Here is a 22,322-nt window from a genome sequence, read left to right on the forward strand (position 1 = left end):
TCCCGGCACCGGGCCTGAGGCCCGGTGCCGGGATCCGTTCTCTGCTCTCGGCCGCCTGCGCGACCGTACGGTGTTTAGAAGGCGCTGTTGCTGCAGCCCATCTCCGAGCCCAGGTGGGTGCCCTGGCTGCCCGAGGTGCCCTCGCCGTTGAGACCCTGGCCCAGCAGGCCGTTGAGGATCCCGACCTGGCCGAGGATGTCGAGGTTCAGGTCGTGCGACTTGCATTCGGTGCTCTGCAGGACGCTGTAGTTCCCGCCGCCCTTGCCGTGACCGTCGCCGCCGTTGGCGCTGGCGGTGCCGGCGCCCAGGAGCCCGACGCTGCTGAGAGCGGCGACCAGGACGGCAGCCTTGTGAAGCTTGTGCATGTCATCTCCGGTGAGTGAGGTGAGTACGATCCGTGGAAGATCGACTTCGTACTGTGACCGAAGATTAGAAGGAAAAGTGATTGGCGAGCCGGTGTGGCACGCCGGGCTTCGCGATCTCGCGGCGAAAGCACTCTGACGCCGTAACGCATGAGCGCCCCCCGGCTGCGCTCTCCTGACGGGTTGTCAGTTCGCGCCCGGCGTCGATGTCCGGCCCACGAGCGGCACTTGGGGCTCGCGTCTGATCCGACACGGCACGCGGATACGTCGGAGATCCAAAATCGGTCCGTTTTGTGTGCTTATGATCACATTACGTAACCAAGCGAGGGCAACTGCCCACGTAAGAAAGGGTCAAACTATGCGCAAGATTCAGCGAGTTGCGGTCGTGGCGGTAGCGATCGCGGGGCTGTCCACCCTCGGTGCCGGCGTCAGCTTCGCGGGCGGCCACGAGAAGGAGAAGGACGCCACGGACATCACCGCGGTGGCCGTCTCGCAGTCCAACGCCGTCGCTTCGTGGGACGCGCCGAACGGTGGCAAGCACGGCGACAAGGGTGGGCACGACACGCCGGAGCAGGCCATCGACCAGTTCGCCCTTCCCTACATCGCCCGCTAGACAGGCGGGGCGGGTGGCTTCGTACTCCGCCGCATAGCGGCCCCGTAAGTCGCAACACCCCCGTCAGCTCGGCCTCGACGGCCATCGCAGCCCGGACGCGCAACAGCAGCCCCACCAGGGCGCGCGCCCGGGCTGCAGCTGTGCTCGGGGCCCGCTCGCTCGATGGTGCTCGGCGACGGTCGCACAACGCCGGCGAACGCCGGCGCCAGGTGGTCAGCGGGGTGAGCGTTGCCGGCTGCTGCGGGGTGCGGGGACGCGGCGGGCGCCGGCGGCTCCGGTCGCGGTGGTGCCGGTGGTGGTACCGGTCGGCGTCGACCGGCGGCCCGATCGGCGGGGGGTCTTGGCGGAGGCGGCACCGGTCGAGGCGGTGTCCGTGGCTCGGCGATCCGGGGTCCGGCCGGCCGTCCCGGAGGCGGCGCCCGTCGCCGCTCCGGCCGCGCCGTTGCCGTTTCCGCGGCGGCGGTTGGAGCGCTTGCCGGGCTCGGTGCCGGGCTTGCGGTTCGGGCGGGAGGCCGTCGGCGTCTCCGGCTCGGGGACCGGGAGGGTGACCGCGATGCCGGACGGCTCACGGGCGCCGGTGATGGTGGACAGGTGGGGGTCACTAGACGTTATGCGGGCGGTACGGGCGCGGATGCCCGCGTCCGACAAGAGGCGGGTGACGTCGCGCTTCTGGTCGGGCAGGACCAGGGTGACCACGCTGCCGGAGCCGCCGGCGCGGGCCGTGCGGCCGCCGCGGTGGAGGTAGTCCTTGTGGTCGGTGGGGGGATCGACGTTCACGACGAGGTCGAGGTCGTCGATGTGGATGCCTCGGGCCGCGACGTTCGTCGCGACCAGTGCGGTGACCTGGCCGTTCTTGAACTGATCCAGGGTGCGGTTGCGTTGCGGCTGGGACCGGCCGCCGTGCAGGGCCGCCGCGCGGACACCGACGGCCAGGAGCCGCTTGGCGAGCCGGTCGGCGGACCGCTTGGTGTCGAGGAAGAGGAGGACCCGGCCGTCACGGGCGGCGATGCGCGTGGTGACCGCCTTCTTGTCGGTCTCGTCCAGGAGGTGGAGCACATGGTGCTCCATCGTGGTCACAGCTCCCGCGGACGGGTCCACGGAGTGCACCACGGGATCGGTCAGGAACCGCTGCACCAGGCGGTCGATGTTGCGATCCAGGGTGGCCGAGAAGAGCAGGCGCTGCCCGTCGGGCCGTACCTGCTGGATCAGCTTGGTGATCTGCGGCAGGAAGCCCATGTCGGTCATCTGGTCGGCTTCGTCGAGCACTGTGATGCCGACGCTGCCGAGCACGCAGTCCCCGCGCTCCACCAGGTCGTTGAGTCGGCCGGGGGTCGCCACGAGGACCTCGGCGCCGCGCCGGAGCGTACCGGCCTGCTTGGTGATCGACAGTCCGCCGACCACGGTGGCCAGCCGGAGATTCACCGCGGTCGCGTACGGAGTCAGCGCCTCCGTCACCTGCTGGGCGAGTTCGCGGGTCGGCACCAGCACGAGGGCGAGAGGTGCCTTGGGCTCCGCGCGCTGCCCGGCCGTGCGGGCCAGGAGCGCGAGCCCGAACGCCAGGGTCTTGCCGGAGCCGGTGCGTCCACGGCCCAGCAGATCACGGCCGGCGAGCGAGTTGGGCAGGGTGGCGGCCTGAATGGGGAAGGGGGTCGTCACCCCTTGCGCGGTAAGGGTCTTCAGCAGCCCCGCGGGCATGTCCAGACCGGCGAAGTCCTCGACGGCGGGAAGTGCGGGGGTGGTGTTTTCCGGCAGCCGGAATTCCCTGGGCGACGCCGCGGGCTGTGGGGGTGTCGACGAGCGCCGGTTCGGCTTATTGGGCCTGCGGGACATTGCGGTTGCCTGCCTTCCTGGAAAACACACTGGAAACAGCACTCACCGGGGTCCGCACCGTGACGGTGCGGACCCCGGTGAGCGGATACGCGTGCGGCGATCAGGCGGGGACGATGTTCTCCGCCTGCGGGCCCTTCTGGCCCTGCGTGACGTCGAAGGAGACCCGCTGGCCCTCCTGCAGCTCACGGAAGCCCTGGGTCGCGATGTTCGAGTAGTGGGCGAACACGTCCGGGCCGCCACCGTCCTGCTGAATGAAGCCGAAACCCTTTTCGGCGTTGAACCACTTCACAGTTCCCTGTGCCATGACTTTCTCCTTCTGTAGGCAGAGGCCCCATCCGGAGACGCCGGGAAAACAACTAATGCGCCTGAAGGAGAAACATTCCCGTCAGGCGCACATAGGTTCATGGGTACCACAACTGCAACGCGGAAACCGTAGCACAACCCGGCGGCGCCCCTCAGGGCAAGCCAGTTGGCGCGATCTGGAGATCATGTACCCGACAGCCCCTAGGATGGCTGGCTGCCGCGCTCGTACGCGTGCACAGTTGCGTTCACCGCAGGGAGAATGCCGATGGGTAGGAAAGACGCCGCACGTACCTCGTCCGACAGTGCGGTGGGGGACGGCGGGTCGGCGGGCCCCCTGGTGCCGCGGCTGGTGCTGGGCGCACGGCTGCGCGGGCTGCGGGAGGGGCGGCACATCTCGCGTGAGGCCGCGGGACATGTCATCCGCGCCTCCCGGTCCAAGATCAGCCGGCTGGAGGGCGGCCGCCACGGGTTCAAGCTGCGGGACGTGGCCGATCTGCTCACCCTCTACGGCGTCACCGACGAGGCCGAACGCGCCACCTTGCTGGCGCTGGCCGAAGAGTCCAACACCCCCGCCTGGTGGCAGTACTACAACGACGTGGTGCCCTCCTGGATGCAGACCTACCTCGGGGCCGAACAGTCGGCGAGCCTCATCCGCTGCTTCGAGGTCCAGCGCGTTCCCGCCCTGCTGCAGACCCCCGACTATGCGCGTGCCGCCGTCCGGCTCGCCCACCCGGGCGCCGGTGCGGAGGAGATCGACCGGCGAGTCGGACTGCGGATGACCCGCCAGCGGATCCTGCACCGCCGTCCCGGGGCTCAGTTCTGGGCCGTGATCGACGAGGCGGCGCTGCGTCGCCCGGTGGGCGGCATCGGCACCATGCGCGCCCAGCTCAGGCATCTCATCGAGATCTGCGGACTCCCGCAGGTCACGGTCCAGATCATGCCGTTCCACGCCGGCGGCTACGCCGCGGAAGGCGGTCCGGTCACCATCCTGCGGCTGCCCGGCGGCCGGCTGCCCGACGTGGTCTGCCTCGAGCAGCTCACCACCGCGCTCTACCCCGACAGGCCCGCCGAGATCGAGTGCTACTGGGATGTCATGAACCGCCTGGTGGTCGAGGCCGAATCACCGGAGGAGACTCCGACGACCCTCCATCGCATCCTCCAGGAAACCTGATCCACGGTCCGGCAGCCGGCAGGTGTCAGCGCTTGAGGGCGACTCCGCCGTACTGGTGCACCTCCGCGGGCAGGCCCAAGGCCGCGGCGTCGGGGCGCCAGCGCGAGCATGACGCGACGCCCGGTTCGAGCAGTTCCAGACCGTCGAAGTAACGCTCGATCTGCTCGGGGCTGCGGAGGATGTAGGGGATCGAGCCACCCTCGTTGTACTGCTGGATGGCCTGGACATACGACTCACTGGTGCTGGTGCTGTCGTAGTGCACGAGGTAGCTGCCGGCGGGCAGCGCGTCCACCAGCTGCCGCACGATCGAGCGTGCCTCGTCGAAGTCCTCGATGTGGCCCAGGATGCCCATCAGCATCAGAGCGATGGGCTGGTCGAAGTCCAGCGTCTTCCCGGCTTCCCGCACGATGGTGCTCGGCTCGCGCAGGTCGGCGTCGACATAGTTGGTGACCCCTTCCGGGGTGCTGGTGAGCAGGGCGCGGGCGTGTGCCAGCACCAACGGGTCGTTGTCGACGTAGACGATCTTGCACTCGGGGGCCACCCGCTGGGCGATCTCGTGGGTGTTGTCCACGTTGGGCAGCCCGGTGCCTATGTCCAGGAACTGCCGGATGCCCTCCTCGGCGGCGAGGTGGCGCACGGCGCGGGCGAGGAAGTACCGGGCGGCGCGGGCGCCGGTCTCGATGCCGGGGAAGATCTCGCGGAAGGCGTCACCGGCCACCCGGTCGACTTCGTAGTTGTCCTTCCCGCCCAGCCAGTAGTTCCAGATCCGGGCCGACTGCGGCACGGAAGTGTCGATCTTGGAGAGCGCCTCCTGCTCGGAGTTCGCTGCCTCATCAGTCATGGACGCTCCTGTGCGCACGTAGGGACAACCACGAAACCGTCGAACATCAGTCGTGGCTGCCCACGCTATTCCTCAGGCCTCACCTCCTGCGCACCGGCGCCCCCAACCTGCCCGTGTTCTACCGCCTGTTGGCTGGTTTTCGTCCCCTCACCGGCGGACGGTACGGGGCCGGGCCGACCGGAAGTACGCGCGGCTCGGCGGTGAGTAGAGGAGGCCTACGCCGACGCCCTCCAAGACGATGGCGATGATGGCCCGGATCGCGTACTCCTCACTGAACGGGTCGCTCGGGTCCGACAGCCCCCACATCACATGCGGGCCAAGAAAGAACAGGAAGAGCACCGCCGTCACCGTCGCGACGACACGGGCCGAGCGCCCGCCGCGGCAGAAGCGGATGGCCGCACCGATCGTGATGAAGAGCAGGAGATACACGAACTGCGTCATCGCCGGGTCGTTGAGGGCGATGGAGGCACTGAACAGTGCGGAAAGGATCAGTAGAGCGGCGGCCCCGTTGACGTGTCCGGGCCGCTCGGCCGGAAGCCGCTCCGGCGGGTGGTTCTCGTCCGCTGAGCCAGTCATCGTGCCCTCCTCGCATCTCTGGTCCTGCGGCCGGAGCCGGCGGCGCCGGTCCGTGCCCGGGATCGTCCGGCCAGGGGTCCGGGACCCCTCCCGGACGAGGCACCGCATCGTGATGGCATGCCTAAGGTCATGCGTGTCGCAGCCGCCGTCATGGGGCTGGTCGTGCCGGTCGTCGCCGGGTGCTCCTCCGGACCGGGCTCACCGAAACAGGAGTTGATCCGGAGCGCCGACGAGACCTGCCGTGAGATCACCGAGCGGTTCACCGGCGACCTGGCGTACGGCGAGGGCGTCGGTGTGGGCGACGTACCGAAGTTGCGTGAACGGGTCGCCCTGCTGAAGGACCTGCGCGCACAGGTCCGCAAGATGCCGAAGCCGGAGACCGGCCAGAAGGACCTGGACGCCTGGCTGGGCAAGCTCGGTCTCTACATCGGCGACCTCGAGGACCTGAGTGGCCAGTTGGAGAACTACCGGCCCGGACAGGACTTGCTGATCGCGATGCAGATGTCCATCAACAAGGCGGCGGCGAAGGAGATCGCGTCGCCTGCGAAGCGCTTCGGGTTCGAGGACTGCGCGGCCACCAAGAAGTGGGAGTACATCGCTTCCTGACGCGTCGGCGCAGGGATGGGGCCGCTCCAGGCCACCTCACGGAACGGGAGGAGATCAGCATGGATGAACCGACCTACCTCGTGCGGGAACCCGAGCCGTACGGGGCCAGGGCGCGCGATCCGCTGGCCGTCGCGATCGGCAACGCCTCGTTGCTCGGCGTCGGCTATCTGATGCTGCGGCGGTGGCGCTTCGCCGCGTTCTCCGTCGCCGGCACCGTCGTGGTCGTCTCGTTGGTCGCGTCGACCGCCCGGACGTCGTACGAGATCGTGGCGCTGGTGTGGTGGGTGGCCGTCACCGTCCACGGCTGGTTTCTGGCCCGCCGAAGTGCCGGCCAGGGCGGTTCGGTGCGCGGTCAGCGGCTGGTCGCGCTCGCGGTGACACTGCCGGTGCTGCTGGCGGCGGGACTGCTGCGGTACGACGCGTCGAGGATCGGCGACAGTGTCACCGAGGCTCGCGAGAGCGGTGACTGCGCAGAGGTGTCGGCCGCCCAGGACAGGGTGTGGTTCGGGCACCGGATTGCCGACGCCCCGCTGTCCGCCCGCGGTGACGAGGTCGTCCAGGACTGCCGTCGGCTGGACACGGCCAGGGCGCAGCTGGCCTCCTCGCTGACCGGTGACACCGGCGCACTGGAGCGGGGCTTCAAGACGCTCGCCTCCGTCCTCGCCGAACCCGGCAACGAGAAGACGGTCGAAGCGACCCTCAACGGCTTCCTGCGCGCCCTGCCCGCAGAGGACCCCTGCGACACCGTCACCCTCACCTACTGGCTCCGCGACCGCGAGAGCAGCAACGACGTACTCGACCGGTCCGCCGAGACGGCCCGGCGGACCGCGCCCGCCGCGCTCGTCGAATGCGGCGACGATCTGATGGGTACCGACGACTGGAGGCAGGCCCGCGCGCAGTACGAGCGGCTGCTGGACGAGTACCCGGACGACGGGCTCGCGAGCAGGGCCCGGAAGGGAGCCAGGAAGGCCACGCTGAGCATCGAGCTGGACAACGTCCGCAGTCTCCTCGCGGGAGGCGACGACTCACAGCCCGAGTACTGCTCCCACCCGGCGAAGTACAGCGGCGCCAAGCCCCTGAGCAAGGGCGCCAACCGCGCCCTCTACTACGGCCACGACGAGTACAGCGAGGACTACGCGGCGAAACTTCCCGGCTCCTGGAAAGCCAAGGACCCCACCGACGCCGTTCTGGTGGTCTGCATGGGCGAGGAGACCTTCGGCGGCTCCGTCGAGACCTGCCCGTACCAGGCCCGGTCCTCCGGGAAAACCACCTATGTGACCTTCTACAAGATCGCGCTTCCGGTGAAGGTCTACGAGCTGCGCACCGGCAAGCTCGTCGCCAACCGCAAGATCCAGATCAGCGGCAGCAGTTGCCCCGCGGTCATCACGTACTACACCAGCGGCGATATCGACCCGGGCCCGTCGTCGGCCAGGTATGTCAGCGAGTCGACGTCCGATGTGCGGGCCGCGTTCCGCTCCTTGATCAACAGGTGAGGGGCGCACAGAATCTGACGCTCCGTCATCGACCGTGGTTCGTGCCGTATTTCGGGAGGGCTCCCGGGCGGACGGGGTGAGCATGGCGGGGCGCTCTGTGAGGTGGCGCGCGCACGGCCGAGGGGAGAGACGCTGGTGGCAGGGGAGCGGGAGCAGGTCATCGCCGGGCGGTACCGGCTGGGGCAGCGGCTGGGTTCCGGCGGTGGCGGAAGCGTGTGGCTGGCCGAGGACCAGGAACTGCGGGTGCAGGTCGCGGTCAAGGAGATCGACGTACCGCAGACCTCGGAGGCCGCCCTCGGCGACCCCGCCGACCGGGGCCGCAAGGAGGCCCTGAAGGCGGCGCAGTTGCGCGAGCATCCGAACGTGATCACGGTGTACGACGTCGTGGAGGCCGACGACCGGCCGTGGATCGTGATGGAGTACCTGCCGGGGACGCGCGACCTGAGCGCCGTACTGAAGGAGCGCGCCCCGCTGCCGAGCGACGAGGTGGCCCGGATCGGAGCCGCCGCGCTCGACGCGCTCTGCGCCGGACATCGGCTCGGCATCATCCACCGTGATGTGAAGCCCTCCAACATCCTGTTGGCGCCGGACCATTCGGGCGTCGCCGACCGACGGGTCCTGCTCACGGACTACGGCATCTCGCTGCGGCTGCGCGAGACCCGGATCACCCAGAGCGGCATGGTCGTGGGCACGCCGGGCTATGTGGCTCCGGAGCGGCTGTCCGGCGGTGAGGCGACCGCCGCGTCCGACCTGTTCTCGCTCGGCGTCACGCTCTACGCCGCCGTCGAGGGCACCGCCCCGTTCGAGCGGGACACGCTCGACGCCACCCTTCTCGCCGCGCTGAACTCGGAACCCTCCGTGCCGCAGCGCGCGAGCGATCCGCTCAGCCGCGTGATCATGGGCCTGCTGGCGAAGGACCCGGCGGACCGTATGCCGGTCGCGGAGGCGGCCGAACTGCTCGCCGAAGCAGAAGCGGAAGCGGAAGCGGCAGCGACGGGGACGGGGACGGGGAGCGTGCCGTTGTCGGAGCCGTCCGCGAGCGAGACTCAGGAGCCCCGTACCCCCGCCTCCCGCAAGCCGGCCGGGCGTACCACCGTGGTGCTGGCGCTCGCGGCCGTGCTGGTCGGCGGCGGAGGGTTCGCGCTGGGCGCCACCGCGTTCCACGACACCGGCGACCCCGTGAAGAAGCCCGACGTCGACGCGAAGGTCGCCGCGACTCCCTCCCCGTCGGTCACCCGCGGCGCATACCCGTACGGCAAGCAGGTGCGGCTGCGGGAGGAGCTCACGCCGGGCCGGTGCGTGGACGCCGACTGGAAGAAGGGCGAGGACTACCGGGGACGGCCGGGCCTCAAGCTCGTCGACTGCTACGACGGCGACCCCGAGGGACAGGTCATCACCACGGTCGCGGCGGAGGGCACCGAGGATGTGCGGGCCGAGTGCACCCGGCGCACCGCGGAGCTGCGCGGCACCATGGCCGATCCGGTGCTGTACGTCCTCACGCCCGAGAGCGGGCAGAGCGAGCCGCCTGCCGCGGCTTGTCTGCTCTTCCTGAAGAACGCCACGATCGGCGGCCCGCTCGGCCACTTCCGCAAGTTCGGCGACCAGGTGTACGTCACCCAGCTGGGCCCGGGGGACTGCATCAACTCCAAGGAGGACGACGACGGTTCGGTCACCGACACCCTGGTGAACTGCGACGAGCCGCACCATGAGCAGATCGTCGGCTGGACGTGGGCCTCGGGCGACGGCTCGGCGGACAGCGTCGACAAGGGAGACCTGTGCCAGGAGAAGTACGGCGTCAACTGGGCCCGCGGGGAGGGACACGAGATGTGGGGCTGGTACTCGACGGACGAGGAGTGGGAGGCCGGGTTCCGCCATGTGCTGTGCACTGTCGCGCGGGAGGACGGCAAGAAACTCCCCGGCGGAGCGGTGAAACCGGCGTACTGACCCGTGCCGTCGCCCCCGTCTGCGCGCTGGTGGACGACGGTTCCGCTCCCTCCCCGGAACCGTCGTCCTTGCACGCTCCCTTTATACGGGGGCAGTTTGGGGAGGGGTCCCGGAGGTGATGCCGGATCCTGTAACAGCGCCCGTACGCGTGTCGAGAACACCCCCGATCCAAGGAGCACCGCGATGACCCTCTCCGCCAGCCTCGCGCGCGGAGTCGCGCCCACCCAGCCCGGCACGCTGCATGTGCGCTCGGTCACCGGCGACCTCAGCGCCCCGCCCCGGCCGGGCCTGACGATCTCCTTCGGCCGCGGCGAGAAGCCGGACGTGGACCTGGGCGTCGGCGTGGACGACCTGCGGGTGAGCCGCCGGCACGGCGAGCTGACGTACCGTCAGGGTTACTGGTGGCTGCGCAACATCGGACAGCAGCTCGTCCGGCTGCCCCGCGGCCGGATGATGCACCTCACCACCGAGCCGATCCCGCTCGCCACCGGCTACACCCCCCTGTTCGTGAAGGGCTCCGGCTACCGCGAGCACCTGGTCGAGCTGTATGTGGCGAGCCACGACGACCAGGGGCCGGTGTCGCGGCGCCGCGCCGAGACCGCGCGGCCGGAGACCTGGGCGCTCGACGACGACGAACGGCTGCTTCTGGTCGTGCTAGGCCAGCGGTATCTGCTCTACGAGGAGGATCCGCGCCCCCTGACCTACGCGATGGCGGCCAAACAGCTCGCGTATCTCCGCCCGGACGCGCGCTGGAACGACCGCAAGATCGAGTACCGCGTCGAGGCCGTACGCCGCCGGCTGGACCGCACCGGCTTCAAGTACCCGCTGATGCACGACAAGGCGCAGGGCCGCCCCGCGGACAACGGGCTGCTGCACAACCTGCTCAAGGGGCTGGTCGAGTCCACCACCCTCGTCCCGCCGGACCTGGACCTGATGGAGGACGAGGCGACCTGGCCGGACTCCGCGCACTGAGCCCCGCCCTCCGTGTCATCGCGCGGGGAGAGCGCCGGCGGCGGAGCCGGCGAGCCGGGTGGCCATCTGGCAGAGCTGGTCCGTGGAGCGCTCGCCGCCGACGTCCAGGCGCACCATCTCGGCCGCCGTCTCGGCGTTCTGGCCGCTGTACTGGCGGTACTCGACGAAGGCGGAACAGCTGTCGCCGTCGTCGCCAGGCTCAATGACCGTGCGGTATCCGCTGAGCGTGACCTCGTCGCCGCCGTCCGCCGCGGACCTCGGCTGGTCACGGAAGAAGGCGATCTCCGCGTCGAGGTCGTCGACATCGCTCGACCACTCGCAGCTCCAGTCCGCGACCCCGACGACCGGTACGTCGACCTTGAGGCCGGGAACGACGGACAGCGCCTTGGCGTCGAGCAGTTCGCAGGCGTTCATCCACGCCAGCGACGTGCGCTTGTAGCCGGGGTCACGACGGGGGACCGGGCCCTTGTCGAGGATGTCCGCGGCGCTCTGAGCGGTCTTGTCGGCGACCGTGCACAGCGTCGCGTTGCCACCGGTCACGGACCCGTCGCCCATGTTGACGCGGATCCCGACGAGGGTGTCCTCGGTGTCGCCGTCGGACGTCAGCAGCAGCTTGCACTCGTCGCTCTCCGCCTCCTCCTCCCGGATGCCGATCTTCCCGATGGTGCTGGAAGGCTTCGATGTCTCGGGCGGCGAACCCCGGCGCAGTTGGATCGACACATCGATCCGGGTCTTGGGATCGACCGTCACGAGCATGTCGCAGCGGTCGAAGTTCCCGTAGTCTACGTCGATCTGGGCGGTGCCGAACTGATCGAGAGCGGCGGGGTCGGCCAGGGCGCACACGTCGGCGGTGTGCGGATCGCCGATCAGGGCCGCCGCTTCGGCGTGCGCGGCGCCCTGCGCCTCCTGGCTCGGGTCCGCCCCGTCGGCGGCGGCCCGGTCGCCGCCGTCGTCGGGAAGGGCGACGAGCCCCACGACCAGCGCGGCAGTGAGGCCGAGAGCCGCGGCGAGCAGCCGGCGCCGCCGGTGCGGGCGGCGGGCGGTGTCCTGCGTGCTGTCCGACTCCGGTCCGGCGACGGCCTCCAGGAGCCGCTTGACCTCGAGGGCGTCGGGCCGCTGCCGGGGGTCGCGCTGCAGCATGGCGGTGAGCACGGGGTACAGCGGTCCCACGGCGTCGGCGTCCATCTCGACGACGCCCTGCTCGGCCTTCCAGTACCGCAGGCGGTCGGTGTCCTCCGAGTCCGCGCCAGCCCAGCGCTCACCGTCCTGTTCGGTCTCGCCGCCGCGCGGAGGCGAACCGGTGACCAGTGCGTGGAGGGTGGTGGCCAGGCAGAACACATCCGAGGCGGGCCGAGGCACATTCCCCCGCGCCAGCTCGGGCGCGGCGAAGTCCGGAGTGAAGCTGAAGGGCCCGTTGGCCGTGATGGTGTCGGTGCCGCCGACCCGGTACGCGGCACCGAAGTCCAGCAGTTTCGCCGCACCGCGGCGGCTGAGGCCGATGTTGGCCGGCTTGACATCGCAGTGGACGATGCCTTCTTCGTGTAACGCGGCGAGCGCGTCGGCGAGTTGGGCACCCATGCGGGCCGCCCGCACCGGAGAGACCGGGGGCAGTCGGTCCAGGCCGCCGCCGGGAACGTACTCCATGACGAACCAGTAGGTGACCGTCCCCTCGCCGTCCGGCGGCACGGTCACGACGTCGAACAGGGTCACGACGTGCGGATGGTCGCGGAACTTGGCCATGGCGCGCGGCTCGCCCAGCAGGTGTCGGACCGCGGTCTCACGGTCCTCGTCGGCCCGCTCCGGTTTCAGCGCGACGTCCTGACCCACCACCGAGTCATGGGCCAGCCACACGTCGCCGCTCCGCCCCGCGCCGATGACCTCCCTCAGCACATAGCGACCGGCAAACTCGTCCCCGGAACGCACGGATCTTCCCCCTCGTTCGAGTCCAGAACGCATACGACCGCGGCCGTGCGCATAGATCGAACCTACTGCGTCGGGCGGGCCGTACGCAGTGTCTACCCAGAGCCTTCATCGGTCGCACGCAAGCGTAGAGGCGATGAGGGCGAGGGGGATGGGATGGCTGGGGCTTTCAGCCATGGTCGACAGTGAAACGGAAGCGCTTCGGGACCCGTCCCGACGACGACACATACGGTACGGGACGGCCAGAACCGAGCATCCGAGAGAGGGAGGAAACCCTCCATGCCAAGCACTCCGACCAGCGTGCTGGCGGGCGTCATCACGGCCGTGTCGACCGCCGCGCTCACGCTGTCCGCGCAGCCCGCCGCTCCGGCGGCCGCGCAGGAGCGGGCGCCCGCCAAGTGCGCGGCCCCGTCCGACGTCCTCGACCTGAGCGACTGGAAGTTGACCCTGCCCACCGGCGAGGACGAGGACCCCACCGAGATCACCCAGCCCCAGCTGAAGGGCTTCTCCGCGTCCCCGTGGTTCAGGGTCAGCGGCAACTGCGAGGCTGTGCGGTTCCGGGCCGCTGTCAACGGCGTGACGACCGGGGGCTCCAGCTATCCGCGCGCCGAGCTGCGGGAGATGACCGACGGCGGCGAGGACGAGGCCGAGTGGTCCACGACGGAGGGCACCCACACGCTCGTGGTCGACGAGGCGTTCATGGCGCTGCCCAAGGAGAAGCCCCAGGTGGTCGGCGCGCAGGTGCACGGCGGGGACGACGACGTCACGGTCTTCCGTCTCGACGGCAGCAGGCTCTACATCACCGACGGCGACGACAGCCGCCACCACCTCGTCACCGACGACTACGAACTGGGCACCGAGTTCGAGGCCAAGTTCGTGGCGCAGAACGGGGAGATCGACGTGTACTACAACGGCGAGCTGGAGACCACGATCTCCCACGACGGCGACACCAACTACTTCAAGGCCGGCGCCTACACGCAGGCCAACTGCGGCAACTCCGCTCCGTGCTCCAGCAAGAACTACGGCGAGGTCCGCATCTCCGACATCAAGGTCACCCACTCCTGACCTCACGTGGTGCGGAAACGAACCCCGGCGCCGGTCGACGGCGCCGGGGTTCGGGCAAGCTCACCGTGTGCAAAGCGGGTTAGCACGCTCTGTGACCGATGAGGCGAAGTACAGCCTGTGGCTGTGCGCCGACTGTCCCGGTTCCGCCGGAGGTGCGACGCTGGGAGCACAGGTATCCGCCGAGGGGACTCGGGAGGACACGATGGGACGTGATGTGCCGGCCCTTGTGTTCACGCGGGAGGACCGGCGTCGGTACCGGGAGAAGATGCACACCTGCCTCGATGTGCTGGCACAGATGCTGCGCGAGTCGGCCTTCGAGAGCGAGCGCCCCCAGGTCGGGCTGGAGATAGAGCTCAACCTGGTGGACGGCGACGGGCGGCCGGCGATGCGCAACACGGATGTCCTCCAAGCGATCGCCGACCCCGCCTGGGCGAGCGAGCTGGGCCGCTTCAATCTGGAGATCAACATCCCGCCCCGGCGACTCACGGCCGGCGGCCCCGGCGCCTGGGAACAGGCGATCCGCGACGCGCTCAACCACGCCGAGGAACGCGCCTCGGCCGTGGGTGCGCACCTGATCATGATCGGCATTCTGCCGACGCTGGGGGAGGCGGACGTGGGCGAGGCCGCCCTCTCCGGAGATCCCCGGTACCGGCTGCTCAACGAGCAGATCTTCGCGGCGCGGGGCGAGGATCTGCGGATCAGGGTGGACGGCGTGGAGCGCCTGTCGATGTACGCCGACGTCATCACCCCCGAAGCGGCCTGCACCAGCACCCAGTTCCACCTCCAGGTCGACCCGAAGGAGTTCGCGGACTACTGGAACGCGGCCCAGGCCATCGCGGGCGTGCAGATCGCCCTGGCGGCGAACTCGCCCTTCCTCTTCGGCCGGGAACTGTGGCGCGAGTCCCGTATCCCCCTGTTCGAGCAGGCCACCGACACCCGCCCACAGGAGATCAAGGCCCAGGGAGTACGACCGCGGGTGTGGTTCGGAGAACGATGGATCACCAGCGTCTTCGACCTCTTCGAGGAGAACGTGCGCTACTACCCGGCGCTGCTGCCGCTGTGCGACGAGGAGGACCCGCAGGAGGCGCTCGACGCGGGCGACGTGCCGCAACTGGGCGAACTGACGCTGCACAACGGCACGATCTACCGCTGGAACCGCCCCGTCTACGCCGTCACCGACAGCGGCCCGCATCTGCGCATCGAGAACCGGGTCCTGCCCGCCGGCCCGACCGTGGCCGACGTCATCGCCAACGGCGCCTTCTACTACGGCATGACGCGCGCCCTGGTCGACGAGGACCGGCCGGTCTGGACGCGGATGTCGTTCACGGTCGCCGAGGAGAACCTCCACACCGCGGCCCGTGACGGCATCGACGCCCGTCTGTACTGGCCCGGCATGGGCGAAGTGCCGGTCACCGAACTGGTGTTGCGGCGCTTGCTGCCTCTCGCCCATCGCGGCCTGGAGCTGGCCGGCATGGACGCGACCTGGCGCGAACCCATGCTGGGCATCATCGAGCAGCGCTGCGTCACCGCCCGCAACGGCGCCCTGTGGCAGGCGGAGACGGTGCACCACCTGCAGAAGGGCCTCGCCTCGGACCGGGGGGAGGCGCTGCGGCAGATGACGACGACGTACATGGACTACATGCACCTGAACGCGCCCGCGCACACGTGGCCTGTGGACTGACGGTCTTACCCGGCCGGGGCTCTCCTCCACTCGTCGGCGGCCGTCAGCGGAACCAGGACGGGTGGCTCCACGGATGTCGTCAGCGCGATGCGCCGCCCCTCGGCGGACGAGCGGAGCAGCGCACTCATCGTCTCCAGCACGTGCAGGGCGAGATCGCCGTTCGCGCGGGGCGCCCGCTGCCCGTCGGCGGCGATGAAGTCGAGCAGACCGATGCCGCGTGCGCCGGCGGCGTAGCCCGCGGACGGCGGGAGCGGGTGCCACTGGGTGCCGCCGAGTTCGTGGAGCCGCACCTCGCCGTCGAAGTGGTTCGGATCCGGGACCGTGAGGGTCCCGCTCTCGCCGTGGACCTCGATCGGCGCGGCGGTGGTGGCCACGCCGTCGAAGCTCGTCGTGAGCGTCGTCAGGGCCCCGCTCGCGTGCTCCAGGACACCAGAGACATGGGTGTCCACCTCGACCGGGATCCGCTCGCCCGCGCGCGGACCGGAACCGATGACGCGCTCGGCGCGCAGCCGGCCTGCCGCACCGATCACGGCACGCACGGGGCCCAGCAGGTGGACCAGGGACGCCAGGTAGTACGGGCCCATGTCCAGCAGCGGGCCACCTCCGGCGGTGTAGTAGAAGTCGGGGTGCGGATGCCAGCGTTCGTGCCCCGGGGTGACCATGACCGCCGAGGCGGACAGGGGGCGTCCGATGCGCCCCGCCTCGACAGCCGCCCGCGCCGTCTGGATGCCGGTGCCCAGGACGGTGTCCGGGGCGCACCCCACTCCGACACCGGCCTTCGCGGCGGCCTCCAGCACGGCGTGCGCGTCGGCGAACTCGGCGGCCAGGGGCTTCTCCCCGTAGACGTTCTTCCCGCGTCCGATGGCGCCGAGGGCTATCTCGGCGTGCGCGGCGGGAACGGTGAGGTTCAGCACCGTGTCCACATCCGGGCTGCTCAGCAACTCCTCGACGGTCAGCGCCTCGACGCCGGGCCGTTCGGCGGCGACCGCGGCCGACCGGGAGGCGTCGAGGTCGGCGACCGCGGTGAGGCGCACGGCGGGATGCCCGGCGAGTGTGTCCAGGTACGCGCGGGAGATGACGCCGAGTCCTATGACGCCGATGCGGTGCGCGTCGCCCACAGCATGCCCCTCTCGATGACGATGCGGACGTTCGGGTTCTCCAGCACGTCGAGGCTGTGCCCCGGTGTCGTCACCACGATCCGCCCGGCGCCCCAGCGGCGGGTCCAGACCGCAGGCGAGGTGACCGGGCGGTCCCAGGGCTCCCACGGCCGGGTGGGATGGGTGGTGGTGGCCAGTACGTCGATGAGGTCGTCGTGGAGCACCCAGTACTGCTCGGTGCAGAGGTCGAAGTCCTCGATGCCGGCCGTGACGGGGTGTTCGCGGCCGAGTTCCGTGAGGGTGATGGTGTGGGGAAGGTAGTTGTCCTCCTGAACTCCCTTGCGTTCGCAGGGCTCTTTGCCCGGGTGCGTCGCGAACTGCCCTCCCACCAGGTGGAGATAGTCGGAGGAGGCACGGAACGAGTCGGCGATGCCGCCGTGCCAGCCGGTGAATCCGGTGCCGGCCTCGACCGCCGCGCGCAGTCCCGCCAGCTGCTCGGCGGTGATCTCCGACATCGTGATGCACTGCACGACGAGATCGGTGCCGGCCATCGCGGCGGTGTCGGCGTACACGTCGGTCGATTCCTCGATCCGGACGTCGTATCCACTGCCTTCCAGGAAGGGCAGGAACAGCTCTGTGGCCTTGACCGGCTGGTGCCCCTCCCATCCGCCTCGGACGATCAGGGCGTTCTTCCGCGTCATCTGGTTCCTTCGTCGGGCCCGTAGAACAGCGCCATCACTATGCGTCAACCGCCCGGGTCCCGAAAAGGGTTGGTGGATACACGAAACTTTTCGCGGTGACCGGCCCCGACCTCAGGCTTGGGCGCCGACGAACCAACAGGCCCCGGTGAAGTGGACTTCCGTGCCGTGCACAAAGGGGTCGAAGGCGGCGCGTGCCGTTTCGACGACCTGGGCGCGGGTCTGCTCGTCCACCTCGGGCAGAACCTGGCCGACGGGACCGAAGCGGGTGAAGTAGGGGACCAGTTCGCTCTCCGGCAGGACGCATTCCACGTCGATCGGCCGGATGTCGATGCCGGTCCACCCGCTCTCCTCCAGGATGCGGTGGACCCGGTCACGGTCCGCGAAGGCGAACTGCCCCGGCTGGTCCGGCAGACGGGCGGGGAGGTTCGGCAGGAACGGTGCCGCGGCGCGTTCGGCGGTCGTCATGAACGGGTTCGCCGCGGGGCCTCGCCATGCGATACACCGGAGCTCGCCCCCGTCTCGGACGGCACGCCGGAGATTCGCGAAGGCGCGGACGGAGTCGCTGAAGAACATGACGCCGAAGCGCGAGACAACGGTGTCGAAGATGGCCGGTTCGAACGGGTGCTCCTGTGCGTCGGCGAGGATGAAGGAGGCCCGTGTGCCCTCGCGCTCGACGCGTGCCCGAGCGGCGGTGATCATCGGTTCCGAGATGTCGATGCCGACGCAGTGGCCTTCCGGCCCGAGGCGTCGTGCGACGGCCAGCGTGGTGCTGCCGGTGCCGCAGCCGACATCGAGCACACGGCCGCCGCGCTCGGCGGACACCGCGTCGACGAGCAGGTCCTCATAGGGCCTGAGCAACTCGTCCAGCACCGCCTGTGCCTCGACCCAGGCGTGGCCGGAGGAACCGCTCCAACGGGCCGCCTGTTCGTCGGTCCTGCGCGTGACGTCCATGATCGTCTCCTCTGCTTGCCTTCGTCGGGCCGGGATGACAGCGTTCTACTTCAAGTCCACTTGAAGTCAAGGGGTGACAGACCTGGACATCGCCGAGGTGGCGCAGCGCGCCGGGGTCCCCGCCTCGACGCTGCGCTTCTACGAGGAGAAGGGGTTGATCGCCTCGGTCGGCAGACGGGGTCTGCGCCGCCAGTACGATCCCGGCGTACTGGAGCGCCTGGCGCTGATCGCGATGGGGCGCACCGCGGGGTTCTCGCTCGACGAGATCGCGAACATGCTCGCCCCGGACGGGCGGCCGCGCATCGACCGCGAGATGCTCGCCGCCAAGGCGGACGAGCTGGACCGGAAGATCCGTGAACTGGCCGTCCTGCGTGACTCCCTGCGGCACGCCGCCGCCTGCCCCGCGCCGAGCCACATGGAATGCCCCACCTTCCGTCGCCTCCTCAAGGCCGCCGTGTCGAGGAAGCGGGCTCGCTCCTGGGGAACATCGCCGTATCGCCAGGAGTTGGACGGGTGAGGCTCGAAACGGGGAGGACCGGATGATCCAGGAAGAGACGAACGTGGACGCTGCCGAGACGGCGCGCCGTGCACGGTTCGGCGCGCTGCCGGAGCGGGTTCGGTTGGAGGACACGGTCGAGGAGCACCCGGCCACGGCGCCGGATCCGGCGCGGGACGCGTACAACGAGGACGAGTGGCTCGTCCGTTACGCCCTCTGATTCTTTTTTCCGGGCTGTTGACGAAAAACGCGGGCCGTCCGCATGCTGTGGTCCATGCCACAGCATCACGACGGCCCGCTGGCACGGCTGCGCCGGGGGCATGAGGAACTCGTACTCGATCTGCTGCGCAGGCACGGTCCGCTCAGCCGGGCCGAGCTGGGCAGGCACAGCGGGCTGTCCCGGACGACGCTGTACGACATCATCGCCGCGCTCGTCGACAGCGGAGCCGTCGTGGCGTCGGCTCCCGCTCCCGCCGAGCGCAGGCGGGGACGGCCGGTCGAGACCCTGACGCTCCGCCCCGAGGCGGGGCAGGCGATCGGCATCGACTTCGCCCGGCGTGCGGTGCACGTCGCCGCGGTCAACGTCGCCCACGAGGTGATCGGTTCGGCGAGCGAGCCGCACGCGCCCGGCCTTCCCTGGGAGGAGCGGGTGGACCTCGCCGAGCGGCTGGTGCGTTCGCTGGCCGGCGGCACACTGCGACTCGGCGCGCTGAGCGCGATCGGCGTGGGCGTGGTCGGGCCTGTCGAGGACGGGGCGGCCGGGGCGGCGGGTGCGGTGGCCAAGGCAGCGGGTTCGGTGGCCGAGGCGTCGGGCGCGGGGGCGGAGCCCGCGGGTGCGGTGGCCGTGGCGTCGGGTGCGGCGGCGGAGCCCGCGGGTGCGGTGGCCGTGGCGTCGGGTGCGGCGGCGGAGCCCGCGGGTGCGGTGGCCGTGGCGTCGGGTGCGGCGGCGGAGCCCGCGGGTGCGGCGGTGGAGGCCGCGGAGGCTTCGGTCCGACGACCGCCGACCGCCGTCGCGCCGGGTGAGCCCGAGGCCCGCCATTCCGACACCACGCCCGCCCCCGGCCCTCAAGCCCCGCGCGCCGACCTTGTCCCCGGCGCTCAAGCTCCGCGCGCCGACCTTGCCTCCGGCACTCAAGCTCCGCGCGCCGACTTCGTCCCTGGCGCTCAAGCTCCGCGCGCCGACCTTGCCTCCGGCACTCAAGCCCTGCGCGCCGACTTCGTCCCTGGCGCTCAAGCTCCGCGCGCCGACCTTGCCTCCGGCCCTCAAGCCCTGCGCGCCGACCTTGCCTCCGGCCCTCAAGCCCTGCGCGCCGACCTCGCCCCTGGCGCCCAAGCCCCGCGCGCCGACCTCGCCCCCGGCCCCCAAGCCCCCCGCACCGACCTCGCCCTCCTCCTCCGTAAACGCTTCGGCGTCCCCGTCCTCGTCGACAACAACACCCGCCTCGCCGCGCTGGCCGAGGCGACCTGGGGTGCGGCGGCCGGCGATCAGGACGTGCTGTATCTGCGGCTGTCGCACGGCGTCGGGGGTGGGCTCGTTGTGGGTGGCTCGCTGCATCGGGGTGCGCATGGGCTGTCCGGGGAGTTCGGGCACATCACCGTCGAGCCGGATGGGCGCCGATGTTCGTGCGGCGGGCGAGGGTGTCTGGAGACGGTGGCCTCCGTCGGCGCCGTACTCGACGCGCACGGCGGGGCGGACGACCTGCCCGCGCTGCTCGCGGCCCTCCCCGCCGACCCCGCCGCGCACCGCGTGCTGGACGCGGCCGGCTCCCACATCGGCACCGTACTGGCCGCCGTGTGCAACGCGATCGGACCCGGCGTCATCGTGCTCGGCGGTGAGCTGGCCGCGGCCGGCGACGTCCTGTTCGAGTCCGTCGAGCGGGCGCTGACCGCCGACCTCATGCCGATCTCACGGCACCGCGTCGACCTGCGCCCCGCCACGCTCGGCGAGTCCGGCGGCGCGCTCGGCGCCATCGCCCTGGTCCTGCACGAGTCGCCCCTGCTCGCCCGCTACCCCGCACCCCCGGATCCCCTGGAGGACACATGACACCCCTCGACCGGGCGAGGCCGCCATGGCCGTGATCACCGCGCCCGACAAGACCCCCACGACGTCCACGCCCCGCCGCGGCAGGCGCACCGTCCCCGCACTCCTGCTCAACCTGATCGCCCTCGTCGTCGGCGTCGCCGTCTGGGCCGTGGCTGCCTCGACCGGCCTCGTGGACGTCCCCGGCCCGCTGTCCGTGGGCTCCAGGGCCGTCGACCTGCTGAAGGACGGCACCCTCGTCGAGGACGCGCTGGCCAGTCTGCGCCGGGTGTTCCTCGGATTCGCGCTCGGCACCCTGCTCGCCGTCCCGGTCGGGTTCCTGATGGGCTGGTACCCGGTGGCCCGCGGCCTGCTCGAACCGTACGTCCAGTTCTTCCGTACCGTCCCACCGCTCGCGATCATCCCGCTGGCCATCGTGCTGATGGGCATCGGCGAGACATCGAAGATCTTCGTCATCTTCCTGGCGGCGTTCCTCTCCAGCGTGGTCGCCGCTTTCCAGGGCGTGATCGGCGTGGACCGCACCTTGATCAACGCCGCCCGTGTGCTCGGCGCCCGGGACCGTGTCATCTTCCTCAAGGTGGTGATCCCGGCGGCCACCCCGTTCCTGCTCGTCGGCATGCGGATCGGGCTCGGTGCCGCCTGGGCCACCGTCGTGGCCGCCGAACTCATCGCCGCCGACAAGGGATTGGGCTACGAGATGATGCACGCCCAGACCTACTACGACATCCCCACGATCTTCGTCGGCCTGATCACCATCGGCGTGATCGGGCTCCTCATGGACCGGCTGCTGCTCGCCGAACGGCGTCTGACCGGATGGCAGGAGCGCCGATGAGCACGGACCTGCACAAGGCCACCCCACAGGACGCCATCGCACAGGCCAAGATCTCCTTCCGGGACGTCGTGCGGACGTTCCCCATGAAAGGCGGCGACTTCACCGCGCTCGACCGGGTCTCGCTGGACGTGGGGGACCGGGAGTTCGTCACGGTCGTCGGGCCGTCCGGCTGCGGCAAGTCGACGCTGCTCAACCTGGCCGGGGGACTGGACGAACCGACGGCGGGTCAGGTCCTCGTGGACGGCGCCCCCGTCACCGGTCCCGGCCCCGAACGCGGCGTGATCTTCCAGCAGTACGCGCTCTTTCCCTGGCTCACGGTCCGCGGCAATGTCGAGTTCGGACTGAGACTCACCTCCCTCACGGCCGCCGAGCGCAGGCGGCGTACCGAGCAGGCGATCGACCTGGTCGGGCTCTCCGACTTCGCCGACGCACTGCCCAAGACGCTCTCCGGCGGGATGAAGCAGCGATGCGCGATCGCCCGCGCGTACGCCGTCGACCCCGAAGTGCTGCTCATGGACGAGCCGTTCGGAGCGCTGGACGCACTGACCCGGGTGCAGCTTCAGGACCAGCTCCTCGAGACCTGGACCCGGCAGAAACGCACGGTCATGTTCGTCACGCACGACGTCGACGAAGCCGTCTATCTGGCGCGCCGCGTCGTCGTCATGGCCGCCCGGCCGGGCCGGATCCACCGCATCGTCGACGTGGATCTGCCGTATCCGCGGACCGAGGACCTGCGGCTGTCTCCGGAGTTCGCGCGGATCCGCAACGAGGTCTGGCACTCCGTCTACCACCAGGCACCGGCTGCCTGAACTCCCGTACTCCTCAAG

General features: G+C 70.4%; 21 protein-coding genes and 2 pseudogenes. 14 read left to right on the plus strand and 9 right to left on the minus strand.

Features of this window, described 5'->3' with window-relative positions:
• Positions 1 to 74: 74 nt before the first annotated feature.
• Complete coding sequence (locus OG828_RS43140) at positions 75 to 365, minus strand: hypothetical protein (RefSeq protein WP_210571407.1); 291 nt, start codon at positions 363 to 365, stop codon at positions 75 to 77.
• A 355-nt stretch (positions 366 to 720) separates the two neighbouring features.
• On the opposite strand from OG828_RS43140, the gene OG828_RS43145 reads away from it, so the two are divergent.
• Positions 721 to 975: a hypothetical protein gene (locus tag OG828_RS43145; RefSeq protein WP_210571408.1), complete on the plus strand. Its 255-nt coding sequence runs from the start codon at positions 721 to 723 to the stop codon at positions 973 to 975.
• Positions 976 to 1,188: 213 nt separating this feature from the next.
• Here the strand turns inward: OG828_RS43145 and OG828_RS43150 are convergent, their stop codons facing one another.
• Both OG828_RS43150 and OG828_RS43155 read right to left on the minus strand, forming a co-directional pair.
• A complete protein-coding gene (locus tag OG828_RS43150) occupies positions 1,189 to 2,805 on the minus strand; it encodes a DEAD/DEAH box helicase (protein ID WP_328504235.1) in 1,617 nt (538 codons plus the stop codon).
• 100 nt (positions 2,806 to 2,905) lie between these two features.
• Positions 2,906 to 3,109, minus strand: coding sequence for a cold-shock protein (locus OG828_RS43155; RefSeq protein WP_023544341.1), 204 nt, complete (start codon positions 3,107 to 3,109; stop codon positions 2,906 to 2,908).
• Positions 3,110 to 3,373: 264 nt separating this feature from the next.
• Between OG828_RS43155 and OG828_RS43160 the strand changes: the two genes are divergently transcribed.
• Positions 3,374 to 4,279 (plus strand): helix-turn-helix domain-containing protein, encoded by a 906-nt coding sequence (locus OG828_RS43160; protein ID WP_328369662.1) that lies wholly within the window; start codon positions 3,374 to 3,376, stop codon positions 4,277 to 4,279.
• A 25-nt stretch (positions 4,280 to 4,304) separates the two neighbouring features.
• Here OG828_RS43160 and OG828_RS43165 read toward each other — a convergent pair whose 3' ends face one another.
• Both OG828_RS43165 and OG828_RS43170 read right to left on the minus strand, forming a co-directional pair.
• Complete coding sequence (locus OG828_RS43165) at positions 4,305 to 5,120, minus strand: SAM-dependent methyltransferase (protein ID WP_328369665.1); 816 nt, start codon at positions 5,118 to 5,120, stop codon at positions 4,305 to 4,307.
• 147 nt (positions 5,121 to 5,267) lie between these two features.
• Positions 5,268 to 5,696: a hypothetical protein gene (locus tag OG828_RS43170; RefSeq protein WP_328369668.1), complete on the minus strand. Its 429-nt coding sequence runs from the start codon at positions 5,694 to 5,696 to the stop codon at positions 5,268 to 5,270.
• Between the two features lie 129 nt (positions 5,697 to 5,825).
• Here OG828_RS43170 and OG828_RS43175 point away from each other — a divergent pair, with 129 nt between their 5' ends.
• From OG828_RS43175 to OG828_RS43190, 4 genes are all read left to right on the plus strand, one after another.
• Entirely contained in the window at positions 5,826 to 6,302 is a 477-nt protein-coding gene (locus tag OG828_RS43175) for a hypothetical protein (RefSeq protein ID WP_328504236.1), read from the plus strand.
• 59 nt (positions 6,303 to 6,361) lie between these two features.
• The gene (locus tag OG828_RS43180; RefSeq protein ID WP_328504237.1) at positions 6,362 to 7,795 is read left to right on the plus strand and encodes a tetratricopeptide repeat protein; all 1,434 of its coding nucleotides are present in this window, start codon (positions 6,362 to 6,364) and stop codon (positions 7,793 to 7,795) included.
• A 135-nt stretch (positions 7,796 to 7,930) separates the two neighbouring features.
• Entirely contained in the window at positions 7,931 to 9,739 is a 1,809-nt protein-coding gene (locus tag OG828_RS43185) for a serine/threonine-protein kinase (protein ID WP_328504238.1), read from the plus strand.
• A gap of 183 nt (positions 9,740 to 9,922) precedes the next feature.
• Positions 9,923 to 10,711 carry an FHA domain-containing protein gene (locus tag OG828_RS43190; RefSeq protein ID WP_328369680.1) on the plus strand — a complete coding sequence of 263 codons (789 nt, stop codon included), beginning with the start codon at positions 9,923 to 9,925 and terminating at the stop codon, positions 10,709 to 10,711.
• Between the two features lie 15 nt (positions 10,712 to 10,726).
• On the opposite strand, the gene OG828_RS43195 is transcribed toward OG828_RS43190, so the two are convergent.
• Positions 10,727 to 12,634: a serine/threonine-protein kinase gene (locus OG828_RS43195; protein ID WP_328504239.1), complete on the minus strand. Its 1,908-nt coding sequence runs from the start codon at positions 12,632 to 12,634 to the stop codon at positions 10,727 to 10,729.
• Between the two features lie 276 nt (positions 12,635 to 12,910).
• On the opposite strand from OG828_RS43195, the gene OG828_RS43200 reads away from it, so the two are divergent.
• Both OG828_RS43200 and OG828_RS43205 read left to right on the plus strand, forming a co-directional pair.
• A complete protein-coding gene (locus OG828_RS43200; protein WP_328504240.1) occupies positions 12,911 to 13,696 on the plus strand; it encodes a polysaccharide lyase family 7 protein in 786 nt (261 codons plus the stop codon).
• A 202-nt stretch (positions 13,697 to 13,898) separates the two neighbouring features.
• A complete protein-coding gene (locus tag OG828_RS43205) occupies positions 13,899 to 15,377 on the plus strand; it encodes a glutamate-cysteine ligase family protein (RefSeq protein ID WP_328504241.1) in 1,479 nt (492 codons plus the stop codon).
• A gap of 5 nt (positions 15,378 to 15,382) precedes the next feature.
• On the opposite strand, the gene OG828_RS43210 is transcribed toward OG828_RS43205, so the two are convergent.
• From OG828_RS43210 to OG828_RS43220, 3 genes are all read right to left on the minus strand, one after another.
• Positions 15,383 to 16,495 (minus strand): Gfo/Idh/MocA family protein, encoded by a 1,113-nt coding sequence (locus OG828_RS43210; protein WP_328504242.1) that lies wholly within the window; start codon positions 16,493 to 16,495, stop codon positions 15,383 to 15,385.
• Positions 16,465 to 17,175: a ThuA domain-containing protein gene (locus OG828_RS43215; RefSeq protein WP_328504243.1), complete on the minus strand. Its 711-nt coding sequence runs from the start codon at positions 17,173 to 17,175 to the stop codon at positions 16,465 to 16,467. The genes OG828_RS43210 and OG828_RS43215 overlap by 31 nt, the downstream gene beginning before the upstream one ends.
• 111 nt (positions 17,176 to 17,286) lie before the next feature.
• Positions 17,287 to 18,126, minus strand: coding sequence for a class I SAM-dependent methyltransferase (locus OG828_RS43220; RefSeq protein ID WP_328504244.1), 840 nt, complete (start codon positions 18,124 to 18,126; stop codon positions 17,287 to 17,289).
• Between the two features lie 73 nt (positions 18,127 to 18,199).
• On the opposite strand from OG828_RS43220, the gene OG828_RS43225 reads away from it, so the two are divergent.
• From OG828_RS43225 to OG828_RS43250, 6 genes and pseudogenes are all read left to right on the plus strand, one after another.
• Positions 18,200 to 18,643 carry a helix-turn-helix domain-containing protein gene (locus OG828_RS43225; protein WP_328369701.1) on the plus strand — a complete coding sequence of 148 codons (444 nt, stop codon included), beginning with the start codon at positions 18,200 to 18,202 and terminating at the stop codon, positions 18,641 to 18,643.
• A 22-nt stretch (positions 18,644 to 18,665) separates the two neighbouring features.
• Entirely contained in the window at positions 18,666 to 18,842 is a 177-nt protein-coding gene (locus tag OG828_RS43230) for a hypothetical protein (RefSeq protein WP_210571423.1), read from the plus strand.
• Positions 18,843 to 18,884: 42 nt separating this feature from the next.
• Positions 18,885 to 19,385 (plus strand): annotated as a pseudogene (locus OG828_RS43235) (winged helix-turn-helix transcriptional regulator); the annotation flags it as partial.
• A gap of 594 nt (positions 19,386 to 19,979) precedes the next feature.
• Positions 19,980 to 20,666: pseudogene (locus OG828_RS43240) on the plus strand (ROK family protein); the annotation flags it as partial.
• A gap of 25 nt (positions 20,667 to 20,691) precedes the next feature.
• Positions 20,692 to 21,495 carry an ABC transporter permease gene (locus OG828_RS43245; protein ID WP_328504245.1) on the plus strand — a complete coding sequence of 268 codons (804 nt, stop codon included), beginning with the start codon at positions 20,692 to 20,694 and terminating at the stop codon, positions 21,493 to 21,495.
• Positions 21,492 to 22,304 carry an ABC transporter ATP-binding protein gene (locus tag OG828_RS43250; protein WP_328504246.1) on the plus strand — a complete coding sequence of 271 codons (813 nt, stop codon included), beginning with the start codon at positions 21,492 to 21,494 and terminating at the stop codon, positions 22,302 to 22,304. The genes OG828_RS43245 and OG828_RS43250 overlap by 4 nt, the downstream gene beginning before the upstream one ends.
• The last annotated feature ends 18 nt before the right edge of the window (positions 22,305 to 22,322 follow it).

This window comes from Streptomyces sp. NBC_00457, assembly GCF_036014015.1.
Lineage (GTDB): Bacteria > Actinomycetota > Actinomycetes > Streptomycetales > Streptomycetaceae > Streptomyces.

Coding starts and splice junctions, on each gene's coding strand:
- OG828_RS43140 (WP_210571407.1), bottom strand. CDS start 365: ATGCACAAGCTTCACAAGGCTGCCGTCCTGGTCGCCGCTCTCAGCAGC.
- OG828_RS43145 (WP_210571408.1), top strand. CDS start 721: ATGCGCAAGATTCAGCGAGTTGCGGTCGTGGCGGTAGCGATCGCGGGG.
- OG828_RS43150 (WP_328504235.1), bottom strand. CDS start 2,805: ATGTCCCGCAGGCCCAATAAGCCGAACCGGCGCTCGTCGACACCCCCA.
- OG828_RS43155 (WP_023544341.1), bottom strand. CDS start 3,109: ATGGCACAGGGAACTGTGAAGTGGTTCAACGCCGAAAAGGGTTTCGGC.
- OG828_RS43160 (WP_328369662.1), top strand. CDS start 3,374: ATGGGTAGGAAAGACGCCGCACGTACCTCGTCCGACAGTGCGGTGGGG.
- OG828_RS43165 (WP_328369665.1), bottom strand. CDS start 5,120: ATGACTGATGAGGCAGCGAACTCCGAGCAGGAGGCGCTCTCCAAGATC.
- OG828_RS43170 (WP_328369668.1), bottom strand. CDS start 5,696: ATGACTGGCTCAGCGGACGAGAACCACCCGCCGGAGCGGCTTCCGGCC.
- OG828_RS43175 (WP_328504236.1), top strand. CDS start 5,826: ATGCGTGTCGCAGCCGCCGTCATGGGGCTGGTCGTGCCGGTCGTCGCC.
- OG828_RS43180 (WP_328504237.1), top strand. CDS start 6,362: ATGGATGAACCGACCTACCTCGTGCGGGAACCCGAGCCGTACGGGGCC.
- OG828_RS43190 (WP_328369680.1), top strand. CDS start 9,923: ATGACCCTCTCCGCCAGCCTCGCGCGCGGAGTCGCGCCCACCCAGCCC.
- OG828_RS43200 (WP_328504240.1), top strand. CDS start 12,911: ATGCCAAGCACTCCGACCAGCGTGCTGGCGGGCGTCATCACGGCCGTG.
- OG828_RS43205 (WP_328504241.1), top strand. CDS start 13,899: ATGGGACGTGATGTGCCGGCCCTTGTGTTCACGCGGGAGGACCGGCGT.
- OG828_RS43215 (WP_328504243.1), bottom strand. CDS start 17,175: ATGACGCGGAAGAACGCCCTGATCGTCCGAGGCGGATGGGAGGGGCAC.
- OG828_RS43220 (WP_328504244.1), bottom strand. CDS start 18,126: ATGGACGTCACGCGCAGGACCGACGAACAGGCGGCCCGTTGGAGCGGT.
- OG828_RS43230 (WP_210571423.1), top strand. CDS start 18,666: ATGATCCAGGAAGAGACGAACGTGGACGCTGCCGAGACGGCGCGCCGT.
- OG828_RS43245 (WP_328504245.1), top strand. CDS start 20,692: ATGGCCGTGATCACCGCGCCCGACAAGACCCCCACGACGTCCACGCCC.
- OG828_RS43250 (WP_328504246.1), top strand. CDS start 21,492: ATGAGCACGGACCTGCACAAGGCCACCCCACAGGACGCCATCGCACAG.